The organism is Shewanella fidelis ATCC BAA-318, from assembly GCF_000518605.1.
In the GTDB taxonomy this organism is placed as follows: Bacteria; Pseudomonadota; Gammaproteobacteria; order Enterobacterales; family Shewanellaceae; genus Shewanella; species Shewanella fidelis.
Map to the genome: position 1 here is coordinate 1 of NZ_JADX01000026.1, position 14,253 is coordinate 14,253.

Here is a 14,253-nt window from a genome sequence, read left to right on the forward strand (position 1 = left end):
AGACTAAAGCCGGCCAATAAGTCTGAGACTTGCTGGGCGGTGAGCGCGACCATGGCTGGGTTCTGCCAAGCAATATCACCGTTATAGCTGGCGCTTAGGGTGAGTACATCATTGTTATCGACATCAAAGGTGGTGATGTCACCGGTGGCAACAAGGCGGTCTGGTGCCACATCAATACTGTTTTCGGTGACGCTACCAGTGTTGGTTACCGTTAGCTCTGGGATGTCATTGGTACCGACAATTGTGATAGTGACTTCTTGTGTGTCTGACAAGCCAAATTGATCTGTTACTGTTATGGTAAATGTTTCAATTGTCGTTTCACCAAAGGCTAGATTATTAGCGAGATCGTTATCTAAGCTAAAGCTCCATTGGCCAGTTACTTCATTTAACGAAAACACACCAAATGGCGTCATTGGGTCGCTAATAAGCTGCCAAGTTAATACTGCGCCGTTGTCTATATCACTCGCGGTGAGTGTGCCTGAGACTTCTGGTGTTCCAGCGGTTTCAATATTGCCGCCAACGAGTACACCTGCCTCTATAACTGTGCCTGAGGCATCTTCTAAAGATGAGGTGATCTGTGGCGCATCATTATCGCCGGTTAAGGTGATTGTCAGAGTTTGGGTGACGGCGTCACCATCGGCGTCGGTTAACACATAATTAAATGTTTCAACTGCTTGCTCTCCGAGCGCGAGCATTTGAACTTCGGGGAGCTGATTATTAAGTAAATAAGTATAACTACCATCGGCAGCAATAATGAGTGAACCATATACACCTGAGATCACTGTATTACCATCTATATCGGTAGTTGTTTGGCTATTAGCTATTTGTGTGACAGTTGCAGAATCGGCGCCTAAGACATCATTAGTTAGGACGTTGCCCGAGACTCCTACCTCATTGCCTTGAGTGATTTCATTGCTATCATCCAAGCCGCTTGGCGCATCATCAATAACGTTGGCATTGACAACTGAAGTGACACTTCGACCGTCATTATCGGTAAGCTCCAATAGGAAGATTTCAGTTAACGTATCTGAATCAGTATGATTAAAATTGGCAGATAAAGTATAGCTATAGGTCAAAGTAGAGGTGGCTGGATCGTAGTCACTGAATGTCAGTACACCTAGCTCAGTTGTTATGCTAACAGGGCCAATAAACTCACCATTAACGAATATGGTTTGGCCATTAATTGTTAGGGAGTTAATGCCAGCAGGAACCGTTACTGAAACGCTCTCGGCTTGTGATAGCAGGGTTGTTTCAGGAGCGCTACCTTGCGCTAAATGTTGTTCGTAAAGGGTTACAGTACTTGATGTGATAGTCGGCAGAGGGAATTGAGCCAAAAAGCTTTGTTGCTCTTCGATAATCGGTGTCGTAGTTTGCTCAAATCCCACAGTATCATGACCTGCAGCGGCAATGGTTTCGTCACCTATACGGCTAACCGCAATATAACCGCCACCTTCATTACCCGTTTGTGAGGCTTCACCTGCTGCGGTATCTGGTAGGTTTTCACTCGGATCTTCGCCCGCTTCAATGAGAGATTGTAATGCGCTAATTTCAGCGTCTATCGCTGTTTGACTCTCATTGGGAGACTGGTTTTGATTATTAGCTGTTGCAATATCGTCTTGGTTAACTAGGCTACCGTCACTGTATTGCAAAAGGAATGTTGCACCCACGGTAATACTATAAACACTGTTTGGCGTTAGCGTATCACCGACTTTAAGCGATGTTTCTACACCTTGGCCATTGACTGTGTTTATTACACCAGAAAGCTCAAGAACTTTGGCATCCTGCTTTGGAATAAATTTATCCATCATAAAATACTCTAACTAGCTCATCCATGAGTTAAATGAAGGATTATTAGCACTTAATCATTTTTTATTTTTGCGCTAACAGTACAAATTCTGTACTGCATTGGAGCGTTGTCAAATTAGGGGAAGTCAAGCTTTAGGGGGGAGTTAAACCACAGTTTAATTTGATTGGATTTTACGAATTAGTTATCAACTACTTAAGTTAGCCTTAGTGATTACATTCTTGCCTGTAAATAACTAAAGGCCGTTTTGATAACGGCCTTTAGTTGAAAAAGGTATAAGAGTTAACTGAGCTTAGCCGCGTTGCGTCGGGTTTGTAGAGCTCGGTTCAGTTCCCCTAGATGCTCTTGAGCATCAGCTAAAGCATGCAGGTTATCGTGATCATCTTTTAAATAGCAGGCTTTTTGCCACCAAATCTTGGCTTGATGAAAGTCATGATTTTTTTGATATAGCTTAGCTAAGCAAACTTGGTAATCGAGATTGTCTTGATATTGGGTTTCTAACGCTAATAACTGCTTTTTAGCTTCTACGTCTGCAGGAGTTAGCACTTCTGCTAAGGCGTGTAATATCGCAGCAGACGGTGTGGATTTAACTTGCTTTAGTAAGAGCTTTTTCGCTTCATCTCGACGTTCAAATCGATTTAAACCCGTGGCATAAAGTGCAATATACTCAGGTTGTTTTCGCTCTGCTCGAGTTAGCCAATGCCAGCATTTTTCCAACTCTTGCTCGTTAGCTAAGATCGCCTGGTTTAATAGGGCGGTGTTAGTTGTGAGTGATAGTGCTTGTAGCTGCTCATCGGCCAACACTCGTTTTTTAGCTAATATTGGCAATAGTAATTTAAGTGCTTGCCAGTCTTGTTGTGCTTGATACAACTCGATAGCCAGCTTAAGTACCGGAAACTTACTTTTGCTAGTTGGATTGAGTTTATCTAGCTCCGCTCTCGCTGCGGTTAGCTCACCTTGCTGAAGTAAGTAACGGGTTCTCGTCGTACTAACGGCCTTAACCGCTTGCGGTTCTAGTTCAGCTTTTGCAAGGTATTCATCACGATTTTCAAAGTTATTTTGGTGATGTGCTGCACGAGCTGCTGCAAGTAGGTTAAGTGCAGGGATCTCGCCTTTTTCTGCACCTTTAGCCATGGCTTTTTCTGCTGCGGGCCAGTTTTCTTCTGCTAACGCGAGTGCACCAAGTAAAGTGTGTTTACGTGCTGCATTTCTGCGCCAGCGCTCTGGTAAATAGCGACTGTTTAACACTAAATTAAATAGCCATACCAATACAAACTCAACGAGTTGTAGCAAGCTATAGAAAATAATGAGACCAATAACAGCAAAAAAGATACTGGTTTCAATTTGGTAGTCACCAATTGCTAGGTATAGGTAACCAGTATTACCAACGAGAAAAGGACTAAGACATAGTCCAATTAAGATGATGACTAGATAGACTAAGGCGCGGATCATTATTGCGCCTCCTCAGTCATTAAATTACCGTAAGTGACTAACTGATTAAGCATATTTGATGCAGCAAAACGTTCGATACTTACTGATTGAATTTTCAATGTTTCTAACGCATCTAATGTGGCTAGTGTGTCTATTGTTTGCTGATCTTTTAAGTCGAAATACTCAAAAATCCACTTTCTAGCAAGCTTAATTGAATTACGGTAATTGACTTGATCTTGGCGGTACAAAGCTAATTGGGCTTGTAGCAATTTATTTTTAGTATTTTCCACTAAATACCATTGCTGATCTGGCTCTAGCAGCGGTGCTGCATCGGTTGTACGTTTTCTGATAATAACGAAGTCATCAATTAAAGCTTGCCAAGATTTCGCTAGGTTAGACTGCCAATCATCCAAAGATTCTGAAACTTGATTATCAGCCAGTTCTTCAGCTGAAAAATGGGTTTCTGCACGGTTAAGTGGCAGCTTATCTAGATTGTCGATAATGGCATCTAACGTTAAAACGGTACCTGAAATATCAGTATTCTTAACTGAGGCTACAGCTGCGATATCTTTTGATAAGGCTTTTCGCAATGGCATAAGTGAAGGATCACGCATGGATTTGATACGTTCATCAGCTGCTTTTAGAAGACTCGTTGCGGTGTTTGGATCTTTCTCTAACCATAATTTTTGGCCAGCTAGTCGTACTAAATACTTAGCTTCTTCAGCACGCCAATGATTAGGGTTACGTTGAGCAATGATAGATACGCGCTCTTCTAGCTGAGTTTGTTGCTCAAGTGATTGCGCCATTGCACTTTCAACACTCGCGGCGAATTGCCCTTGCTGTTGCTCAAGTGACGCAATACGCTGATTTGGCTCGACTAGTGCGGCTTGAAGCTTTTGATTTAATTTTGCCGCCTCAGCTTGCTGAGCTTGTAATTGTTGGTAAAGATAATAACCACCGGCCATTGAGGCAAAAGCAACAATGAGTAGTAAAAAGAGGGTGATAATCACTCCCCAAGGAGTTGAATTTGGCTGTGAAGCTTGTGGCTGAACTGTACTTTCATTTTGGGGAGCTTCTGCTTCTGACGGAGTGTCGATAACAGGCTGAGCTAACGTTGTTGACTCAGTTGTTGCTTCTGAAGCGTTAGCGTCAGTATTTTTGGTTTCCATTAAACAGTCCTTGAAAGCGATGATGCTGCAGTACGTTGCGAGTATGAGCGTAAACTTAGCTGCGGACTATTTTAGTGATAACGCAGCCAACATGGCATTAGTATTGGCAGCGGTTGCATTGCTTACATGCGCAAGTCCATATGCCTTAGCTTTTTCAAATACTCGGGAGCTTGGGACTATAATATGACAAGTTTGCAGCCAAGCAAATAGCTCTTTTGGTACTGTTTTGACTAGGTTATCGAGTATTCCGCCACTGGTAATGATAATAGTGTCAATGCCAAAGCTTTGCCATTGTTGGCAAATATCGCTGGCATCAATTGCTGGGCAGCCACGTTTATAGACCTCCCAATAATTGAGTTTTGCGCCTCGATTAATAAGCTCGTTAGCTAAATCTTCGCGACCGCCTCGACCACGTACAATAACAATCTGCTTATTATTGACTTTGGATAAAGATTCGAGAGTCAGTAAGCCTTCAGTTTGTTGGCAATCTTCAGGGGCTTTTTCGGCATCAATACCTAAACCTATCAACGCGTCATGTGTGGCATCGCCTACAGCAAGGTAGTGGGCGTTTTGCGGCCATTGATTAGTGATAATCTGTGAGGCAAAGCTAACAGCATTGGTGCTGATAAAAATGATGATATCAGCTTGTTTGAGCGTCTGTTCAATTTCAGCACTGTTAAGGTTTGAAGTAGATTGAACATTAAGTAGAGGGGTAACAAAGTAAGAGACGTTACGCTGAGTTAACGCCTCTATCATTGACTGATTGCGCCCTTCTGGGCGCGTCAGCAACACTTTCATTTACGCGTTCGCGTAAACTGCATCAAGAATGGTTTTTGCGCCTTTCTCAAGCAGTTCTTCAGCTAGTGCGATACCTAATTTTTCAGCGTCGGCTGTGCTACCAGATTTGGTACCAGTGATGATTTGGCTACCATCTGGGTTGCCCACTAAACCACGTAGATTGATAGTGTCACCATCGATTTCGGCATATGCACCAATTGGTACCTGACAACCACCTTCAAGGCGGGTGTTCATTGCACGTTCTGCGATAACACGCATGCGTGTTTCGGCATGCTCAAGTGGAGCTAAAAGTGCTTTAACACGAGCATCGTCAGTGCGGCATTCAATACCTACAGCGCCTTGGCCGTTTGCTGGCAGTGATTGCTCTGCTGAGATAAAGCTAGCGATTCTTTCTTCAAGCTTTAGACGCTTAAGGCCTGCTGCTGCAAGAATAATTGCATCGTAATTGCCTGCATCAAGCTTAGCTAGACGAGTACCAACGTTACCGCGAAGATCTTTAATTACTAGATCTGGGCGAGCAGCACGGATTTGGCATTGACGACGTAAGCTCGAAGTACCAACAACTGCGCCTTGTGGTAGCTCTTCAATGCACTTATAAGTATTTGAAACAAATGCATCACGTGGATCTTCACGTTCACAAATTACTTCAAGACCTAACCCTTCAGGAAACTCAACTGGAACGTCTTTCATTGAGTGAACAGCGATGTCAGCTTCGCCTTCTAGCATAGCGACTTCAAGTTCTTTAACGAATAATCCTTTACCACCCACTTTGGCAAGTGGTGTGTCTAAGATGATGTCACCTTTAGTGCTCATCGGTAGCAATTCAACAGTGAGGCCTTCATGGATTTTTTCCAGTTCTGCTTTCACAAATTCGGCTTGCCACATGGCAAGAGGGCTCTTACGTGTTGCGATACGGATCAGATTTTGAGACATGAACGATATTCCATCTTAGAACTTAGTTGCGCTAATGCTAACATCGCCAGAATATAGATGTAACATTATGCTGCTGATTCTTTGAAGTCTACCCACTTATAATCCCATAAAAACAGTGATCTTGATCACATTTGCTTGCCGCTATCAAGTTTGCCATATACATTAGGTAGGCAGTAATTTTTTTAAAGGTCGAATCATTTGCCTCATGAGCTTGGTAAACAAGAGCAAGCAGCTCAGCGATTAGATGTTATCAGGTTTGCTAGAGCGATAGCCTTGCTGTCGCCATTAAAGCGTCACCTGTTGCGGTTGATTGCGGTCTTTTTACATCACCACTCTGCAAAATTGCCTGGTTACAACGGCCCTTTAACGCCATCTGGCGTGATTGATTTTGAACTCGACTTTGATACCCAAGATGCCTGCGAAACGCTCAATATCGATATAAGTAGTTTCGAGTCGGTAACAACACCCCGTATCGAGGGGGTATACAGTATGGGCAGTACGGCGAGTTTTGGGCAAAACCCTCAAAGTGATATTGACGTTTGGCTTGTTCATAGTGCAGAACTAAGTCAAAGTGGCTGTCAATTGCTTGCTGAAAAAGCTTTATTATTAACAGCTTGGTTTGCTCAATTTGATTTTGAAGTTAATTTTTATTTAGTTCATCCGCAGCAGTTTATTCAGGAGCAAAGCCGTCCGGCTGATCTATATAACAGCATGGGGCAAGAGCATAGCGGTAGTGCTCAGCATTGGTTGCTATTAGAAGAGTTTTACCGCAGTCAGTTTCGTCTTGCTGGAAAGCCTATTGCTTGGTGGCCAAATGCTAAGCCAAATCCGTCACTGTTATCTTTGGGGGATACTAACGCCTTACCGGCTAGCGAATATTTTGGTGCATCGCTATGGCAGTTATATAAAGGAGTTGAAAAGCCGCATAAGGCATTACTTAAGGTGCTTTTATTAGAGGCTTATGCAAGTGAATACCCTCACACTCATCTTGTTAGTGAGCATATTTGGCAGCACACTTTAGATGGTGACTTTTCTGCAGCCAATGATGCGTATTTTTTGCTTTATGAATCAATAGAAGCCTATTTGCTTAAGCGTGGTGATGTTAGACGGCTCGAAATTACTCGGCGCTGTTTTTATTTAAAGTGCGGCGTAAAGTTGAGCCAACAAGATCGGGCTGTGGATTGGCGTCATTTTAAAATGCAAAAATTGGTAGCAGACTGGCATTGGTCTGACAGTTTACTGCGTACGCTAGATAACTGTGAAAATTGGCATTGCGGCCAATTACAATGGTTTAACGAGCAGCTTAATGAGTTGATGTTAGGCAGTTATCGAACATTACTGCAGTTTGCTTCAACTCACCAATTGAGTGAAAGCTTACGCATCTCAGAACTCGGATTATTAACCCGTAAGCTGCATACCTATTTCAATGAAGATGCTCATCAGATCATGCGTTTAAACCCGTTATGGAGTCGCTCTATCTTGGAGCCCCATTTATCGGTGATCTACAGTTCAACTGATCAGTGCTATTACCTATATCGCTGTGGTCCAAATCCAAGAAATTTTCTTGAGCACAGCTCAGTGTTTCACTCTAAAAGCAAAGCCAAATTGTTGATTTGGGCCTGTTTAAATGGTGTTGCTAATAATCAAACCCGTTGGCATGAAATTAGACAAAGTAAGCGCAAGTCTAACTATTTAACTCAGGCAGCAAGTCGCGTAGATGGTTTAATTGTTAATGAATCTATTAGAGTGTCAAAAATGGCGCTATATCAGCCATGGCATTTCCGTAAGTTGGTGTTCTTGCTAAATTTCAATAGCGATCCTACCGAAAGCTGGCCTGGGCAAGACATTATGGTTGATTATATGAATAGCAATGTTTTCTCGATTGGACGTGGCTATCTGAATATGGTCGACTCGATAGATGTTATTAGCTTAAATAGCTGGGGCGAATGGCATTGCCATCATTTTGAAGGCGATAAAAGTATTTTGGATGCATTGTCATTTGTAACCCCGGGTATGAAGCGCGCAAATGTAGCTGTGAGTGTAGATGTTATTAGTTGTTCGCTGAAGTTACGTTCGCAAACTGAGCGTACAGTAAAAGATCTGCTTTACCGTGCCGTGCGTTTAAGCCGGCAAGCACAAAGTTCTGCGACGTTAGCGCATGCACTGCAAGTCGGTAAGGTACGCTATGGTCTTTTCTTCAATAATCGTGGCATGCATTACGAGAATTTGAGCGATGCTAAATCTTTCTATCAGCAACTGTCTCAACGCAAATTGCTAGAGTTGCCTCGACCGAGTTTGGGTGATGAGCCTTTTGCTAAACTACCGGCAATTATTCAAGATTATGCAGCTAAAGGCGCAATTCAGTATTTCTTACGTCAGCGCAAGCAAGGTCTGGATGTGTTTATTTTAGATGAAGCCAATGAGCTTAATCACTACGTACAACAAGGGATAGATGTGAATACATTAGTGAATAAACTCAGTCACTACCATACTTTTGAAGACCCACATTTGACCAAAGAAAATTTTAATTTACCGCAGTTTTTTAAATTAGATCGGGTAAGAGGTGAGTTGATGGCGGTGCCGTTTGGCGTCACTCATGAGTCGATTGAAGCGGACTTTTAAAACATCTTAAAACAATAAAGGGAAGTGACTCTTCCCTTTATCTGCTCAATATAGAACGCTCAGCGCTATGCTGTAAGTTAAATATCTAGCTTGTAACCGCTTTGCTTGAAGATAGATTCAATGACAAATGGCATAAATTCATTGCCGTTGCGTTCGTCCATCCACTTACCATCGACATAAGCAAAGTGGTAGCCACCAAACTGCGTTGCTAACCAAATCTCATGTAATGGCTCTTGCTTGTTCATTACAATCGTCGATGAACCATTAAACTCTAATTGCAGTACATTGCCTGAACCATCAACATCAATATCTGCATCTTGCTCGTCAATGAGTACTTCTAATGCGTTATCAATTGTTTGAAATATTTCATCAACCAATTGATGAAATTCGAAATCTGTTAGAGCCATGCTAATTATTCCTCAGATTTAGTTAATAACTGCATATTACCAATCGTCACGATGATTACCAATCACATTAATTTTGTGGTTAATAGATTACTAATTAAAAAATTGCTGATAAATAATTGAAAATATATTTATATCAGTGGTTTAGGTTTATGTATCTGTAAGTGTGATGATCATAGTTTAGATCGATTTAGCCGATTTATTTTCTCTTTAGGCGTTTTTTAGCCAACAAGTTGCTATTTCAGTCAATTAACTTAGCTGTTTTAGGCTTAACCAAGGCGATATTAGTTGTAATAAAGCCGCCATATATATGCGTTAGAGGGTTGACGCATAGCGGGCTGTCTGCAAACATCAGGATTAACAATTTTCGCCACATAGCAAGCCATAGTGCTATTGCTTAAAGGGTCAGCTGATGTTGAATAAAATGAGACTGTTTTTGCTAGTAGGGCTTGGTAGCCTAGTACTTTTGGGCTGTGGGCAAAAAAGTGCGTTATACCGAACGCCACCACAGGAAGTTAATCAGCAGGCAACTGATAAGCAGGTGTCTGACGCAGAGCACAAGCAAAGCGAACAGAGCAAAAAGGACTAAAGACGTTGGATCATTTTTTATATCAAGCAGATGAGCTTTATGCAGAGCAGTGCCAGGTTGCCGAACTCGCAAAACAGCATGGAACACCGCTATATATATATTCGCGAGCAACATTAGAGCGTCATTGGCATGCTTTTGATAATGCCGTGAGTGATCACCCACATCTTATTTGCTATGCAGTAAAAGCGAATTCAAATATTGCCGTTTTGAATGTATTAGCACGTTTAGGCAGTGGTTTTGACATTGTTTCTGGTGGTGAATTATCGCGGGTGATAGAAGCGGGTGGTGATCCTGCAAAAGTCGTGTTTTCCGGCGTAGGAAAAACCGTTGCCGAAATGGAAATGGCACTGAATTTAGGGATTTACTGCTTCAATGTTGAGTCAGCCGCTGAGCTTGAGCTGTTAAACCAAGTCGCTCTGCGCCTAGGTAAAGTTGCCCCTGTATCACTGCGCGTTAATCCAGATGTTGATGCGGGTACTCATCCGTATATCTCAACAGGTTTAAAAGAGAATAAGTTCGGCATCGCAATGGAAGGCGCCGAAGCGATTTTTGCTCGTGCTCATGAGCTAGCTGGGTTGGAAGTTAAAGGGGTTGATTGCCATATTGGATCGCAATTAACTGAAATTAAGCCCTTCCTCGATGCGATGGATCGTATGCTAGCGCTTATCGATCGTTTAGCTGAGCAAGGCATTGAGATCAAACACTTTGATGTGGGTGGTGGTTTAGGTGTTACCTATGACGATGAAGTGCCGCCACAGCCCGATGTGTATGCAGCAGCATTACTTGATCGTTTAGGTGGGCGCGATCTCAAATTGATTTTTGAACCTGGCCGCGCGATTGCTGCAAACGCAGGGATCTTTGTGACTCAAGTGCTCTATCTTAAAGAAAACAGCGACAAGCGTTTTGCATTAGTTGATGGTGCGATGAACGATCTGATCCGCCCGTCACTTTACAGCGCATGGCAAAAGATCATACCTGTGATTGAACGTGCTGGTGCAACTCAAAGTTATGATGTTGTCGGCCCTGTATGTGAAACCGGTGACTTTTTAGGTAAAGATCGTCAGTTAAACGTGCAGGCGGGGGATTACCTCGCAGTACGTTCATCGGGTGCTTACGGTTTTACAATGGCGTCAAATTACAACTCTCGCCCACGCGCAGCAGAGTTAATGGTTGATGCAGATAACGCTTATGTCATCCGCGAGCGAGAAAAAGTGGCTCAGTTGTGGCAAGGTGAGCAGATCCTACCGTAAACTAGAATAATACTAAGGTAGCGGATCATCGATCCGCTATTGATACTTTTTAAGGATATCGAGCTTGATCCAATTCACTAAGATGCATGGCTTGGGCAACGACTTTATGGTCGTGGATGGAGTAACACAAAACGTGTTTTTTTCACCAGATCAAATTAAGCGCTTAGCCGATCGGAACTTTGGCGTGGGATTCGATCAGTTACTACTGGTCGAGCCGCCTTACGATCCCGATTTAGATTTTCATTATCGCATCTTTAATGCTGACGGTAGCGAAGTTGAACAATGCGGCAATGGTGCACGCTGTTTTGCACGATTTGTACGAAACAAAGGCCTTACCTATAAGCACAAGATCCGAGTCAGTACCTCATCAGGCAAAATTACCTTACGTCTTGAGCGTGACGGCAAAGTGACCGTGAATATGGGCGTGCCAGTATTAGAGCCGAGTAAGATCCCTTTTACGGCTAAAAAGCTCGAAAAAACTTATCTACTAATGGCATCGAGTGGCACTTATCTTTGTGGTGCTGTCTCTATGGGTAACCCACACTGCGTGATTGAAGTAGACGATGCCGCAGCAACTGATGTTGATAGCATAGGCGCTGAACTGACCCATCATGAGCGTTTTCCAAAAGGGGTTAACGTTGGCTTTATGCAAGTTGTTAATTCTGGCCATATCAAGTTGCGAGTGTATGAGCGTGGCGCGGCAGAAACCCTTGCTTGTGGTACAGGAGCATGTGCGGCTGTAGTAGTGGGGATCCAGCAAGGTAAGCTAGATCGTAATGTTAGAGTCGATCTTCCTGGTGGCACGCTGATGATCAATTGGGAGGGCGAAGGCAAGCCGTTGTGGATGACCGGCCCTGCAGAACATGTTTATGATGGACAGATCGCGCAATGATAGATAATCCAAATCCCAATGTGCCTTTCGACGAGATCTTGATCCGCGAATATTTGCTAGATAACCCTGATTTCTTCGCTCGTTATCCTGAATTACTGCTGGCGATGCGTATTCCCCATGCAGAGCGTGGCGCAGTATCCTTGGTTGAACGCCAGCAGGAGACATTGCGCCAGCGAGTTAAACAGTTAGAGGAAGAGATCACCGCTTTACTGGCTATGGCATCACGCAATGAGCAGATCTACATGTTTAACAGTGCATTATCTATGCAGCTGCTAAAATGTGAAGATATGGGTGAGTTACGCCAAGTGTTATCTAGTGGCTTGAAGGAGCAGTTTAATTTTACCCATGTGCGGTTGATAACGGTACATGATCTCGATAGTGAGTTATCGCAGATCTGGAGTAAGCGTTTAGACTCTGGTTACTATTTTGGCCGTTTGACCATCGAAGAGTCTAAGCGACTATTTGGTACCGAGGTCGGCTCAGTGGCGTTATCACGTTTATCTAAAGAGTGCGGTCAGGTAATTTTTGCGATCGCTAGCCAAGATCCTATGCATTTCCATCCAGAAATGGATCATTTGCTACTATCACAGCTTAAACAGCTACTTGATCATCAGTTAACCAAAATTTAGTCGTGAGGCTCTATGGTGGCTATAGCGTTATCAGCTCAACAAGTTTGGATCGCTGATTTTGAGCGATACTTGCGTACTGAACGACAAATGTCGGCGTATACGGTACGTAATTACCTGTTTGAGCTTAAGCGGTGTGAGAAGCTTTTTGCTGAAAGCGAAACATGGCTATCGCAGCAGCATGATTCTTTGCAGGCACTATTAGCCAAATTACACCGTAAAGGTTTAGGTCCACGATCACTTTCGTTGACGCTGTCTTCATTAAAGCAGTTTTATGAGTTTTTACTGCGTGAACAGCATATCCAGCTTAATCCGGCAACAGGGCTTAGCGCACCTAAGCAAGCTAAACCGCTTCCTAAGAATATGGATGTTGACTCTGTAACCCATTTGCTAGAGATCGACGCCAACGATCCCTTAAGCTTACGCGATAAAGCCATCATGGAGCTGTTCTACTCATCAGGTTTACGCCTTGCTGAATTAGCAGCGCTCAATGTCGCCGATATTCAGTTTTCACTGGCACAGGTCAAAGTGTTAGGTAAGGGCAGTAAAGAGCGCATAGTTCCAATAGGGAAAATGGCACTGCAAGCGATTAATCAATGGCTGGATCTAAAGCGTAATATAGCTTGTGAAGATGATGCCTTGTTTGTTACCGCCAAAGGCAGACGTTTAGCGCACCGCAGTATTCAAGCTCGCCTAGCCAAATGGGGCCAAGAGCAAGCACTAGGCGTGAAAGTGCACCCGCATAAGCTGCGCCACTCGTTTGCTACTCATATGCTAGAGTCCAGTGCCGACTTACGTGCAGTACAAGAGCTTTTAGGCCACGCCAATTTGTCGACCACGCAGGTTTATACCAGCTTGGATTTTCAGCATCTTGCCAAGGTATATGACGGTGCGCATCCGAGAGCTAAAAAGCGAGGCAACAGATCATGAAGATCTACATTCGTCCACAAGCCTTTCAAGTAATCAGCTTTGATTTAGACGACACCCTTTATGATAATCGGCCGATTATTGTTGCTGCTGAATCTGAGCTGCTGAGCTTTTTACAGCAACACTATCCTAAATCTACAAAGTGGCAGTTTGCTGATTGGCGTAGACTGAAACTAGCTCTATTTAAGGAGTCACCTGAGCTGCGTCATGATACGACCGTTGCGCGATTGACAATGTTGGAGCGTGGTTTGTTGCAATTGGGTTATGACGCTCAAACCGCAAAAGCTGGCGCTAAAGCAGGTCTTGAACACTTTGTGAAGCATCGTAGTCACTTCAAAGTGTCGACAGAGGTTATTGAGTTACTCGCTCAGCTTAAGCAGAAATATCGCTTAATCGGCATCACCAATGGCAATGTCGATCATCAAAGGATTGGCCTAGAGGGATTATTTGAGTTCGTATTGCACCCAGGGCTGGGTCATCCGCAAAAGCCAGCGGCGACCATGTTTGAGCTGGCTGGCAACAAACTGCAGTTACCTTTAAATAAAATTCTGCATGTGGGGGATAGTGCAAAAAGCGATGTCTATGGAGCAAGGCGAGCCGGTTGCCAAGCTATCTGGCTTAACCCTGGCTTTGGTGTGATTGATAAATCGAGCGCCTACGGGGTACTACCTCATATCGAAATATCCTCAGTGCTGCAGTTGAGACAGTTATTGTAATTTATTGAATGAATAGTTGTTTATGACTTGTTCTTTTTCATTGTCTTGATATGCTCTATTCGTTGAAAATTTAACAATAACAAAGTTTTATA

The 14,253-nt window shown here is 43.4% G+C and carries 13 protein-coding genes; 7 read left to right on the forward strand and 6 right to left on the reverse strand.

Annotation, left to right across the window (positions count from 1 at the left end; genetic code table 11):
• From L884_RS22070 to hemC, 5 genes are all read right to left on the reverse strand, one after another.
• Window positions 1-1,808 (reverse strand): retention module-containing protein (locus tag L884_RS22070; protein WP_037410902.1); only part of this gene is annotated, 1,808 nt, incomplete at its 3' end.
• Between the two features lie 278 nt (window positions 1,809-2,086).
• Complete coding sequence (locus L884_RS0112900; RefSeq protein ID WP_028767898.1) at window positions 2,087-3,256, reverse strand: heme biosynthesis HemY N-terminal domain-containing protein; 1,170 nt, start codon at window positions 3,254-3,256, stop codon at window positions 2,087-2,089.
• Entirely contained in the window at window positions 3,256-4,404 is a 1,149-nt protein-coding gene (locus L884_RS0112905; protein ID WP_028767899.1) for a uroporphyrinogen-III C-methyltransferase, read from the reverse strand. The genes L884_RS0112900 and L884_RS0112905 overlap by 1 nt, the downstream gene beginning before the upstream one ends.
• A 66-nt stretch (window positions 4,405-4,470) precedes the next feature.
• Window positions 4,471-5,202 (reverse strand): uroporphyrinogen-III synthase, encoded by a 732-nt coding sequence (locus L884_RS0112910; RefSeq protein ID WP_028767900.1) that lies wholly within the window; start codon window positions 5,200-5,202, stop codon window positions 4,471-4,473.
• The gene (gene hemC / locus L884_RS0112915; protein ID WP_028767901.1) at window positions 5,203-6,135 is read right to left on the reverse strand and encodes a hydroxymethylbilane synthase; all 933 of its coding nucleotides are present in this window, start codon (window positions 6,133-6,135) and stop codon (window positions 5,203-5,205) included. It abuts the gene before it with no gap.
• Between the two features lie 198 nt (window positions 6,136-6,333).
• Here hemC and L884_RS0112920 point away from each other — a divergent pair, with 198 nt between their 5' ends.
• Window positions 6,334-8,757, forward strand: coding sequence for a class I adenylate cyclase (locus tag L884_RS0112920; protein ID WP_028767902.1), 2,424 nt, complete (start codon window positions 6,334-6,336; stop codon window positions 8,755-8,757).
• Between the two features lie 77 nt (window positions 8,758-8,834).
• Here the strand turns inward: L884_RS0112920 and cyaY are convergent, their stop codons facing one another.
• Window positions 8,835-9,164, reverse strand: coding sequence for an iron donor protein CyaY (gene cyaY, locus L884_RS0112925; RefSeq protein ID WP_028767903.1), 330 nt, complete (start codon window positions 9,162-9,164; stop codon window positions 8,835-8,837).
• Between the two features lie 409 nt (window positions 9,165-9,573).
• Here cyaY and lptM point away from each other — a divergent pair, with 409 nt between their 5' ends.
• The 6 genes from lptM to L884_RS0112960 all read left to right on the forward strand — a co-directional run bounded on the left by lptM (window position 9,574) and on the right by L884_RS0112960 (window position 14,161).
• The gene (gene lptM / locus L884_RS23175; protein WP_169731789.1) at window positions 9,574-9,750 is read left to right on the forward strand and encodes an LPS translocon maturation chaperone LptM; all 177 of its coding nucleotides are present in this window, start codon (window positions 9,574-9,576) and stop codon (window positions 9,748-9,750) included.
• Between the two features lie 5 nt (window positions 9,751-9,755).
• The gene (lysA, locus tag L884_RS0112940) at window positions 9,756-11,000 is read left to right on the forward strand and encodes a diaminopimelate decarboxylase (RefSeq protein ID WP_028767904.1); all 1,245 of its coding nucleotides are present in this window, start codon (window positions 9,756-9,758) and stop codon (window positions 10,998-11,000) included.
• A 64-nt stretch (window positions 11,001-11,064) separates the two neighbouring features.
• Window positions 11,065-11,892 (forward strand): diaminopimelate epimerase, encoded by an 828-nt coding sequence (gene dapF, locus L884_RS0112945; protein WP_028767905.1) that lies wholly within the window; start codon window positions 11,065-11,067, stop codon window positions 11,890-11,892.
• Window positions 11,889-12,521, forward strand: coding sequence for a DUF484 family protein (locus L884_RS0112950; protein ID WP_028767906.1), 633 nt, complete (start codon window positions 11,889-11,891; stop codon window positions 12,519-12,521). The genes dapF and L884_RS0112950 overlap by 4 nt, the downstream gene beginning before the upstream one ends.
• A 12-nt stretch (window positions 12,522-12,533) precedes the next feature.
• Window positions 12,534-13,448 (forward strand): tyrosine recombinase XerC, encoded by a 915-nt coding sequence (xerC, locus tag L884_RS0112955; protein ID WP_037410905.1) that lies wholly within the window; start codon window positions 12,534-12,536, stop codon window positions 13,446-13,448.
• A complete protein-coding gene (locus L884_RS0112960; RefSeq protein ID WP_028767908.1) occupies window positions 13,445-14,161 on the forward strand; it encodes an HAD-IA family hydrolase in 717 nt (238 codons plus the stop codon). Before xerC ends, L884_RS0112960 begins: the two co-directional genes overlap by 4 nt.
• The last annotated feature ends 92 nt before the right edge of the window (window positions 14,162-14,253 follow it).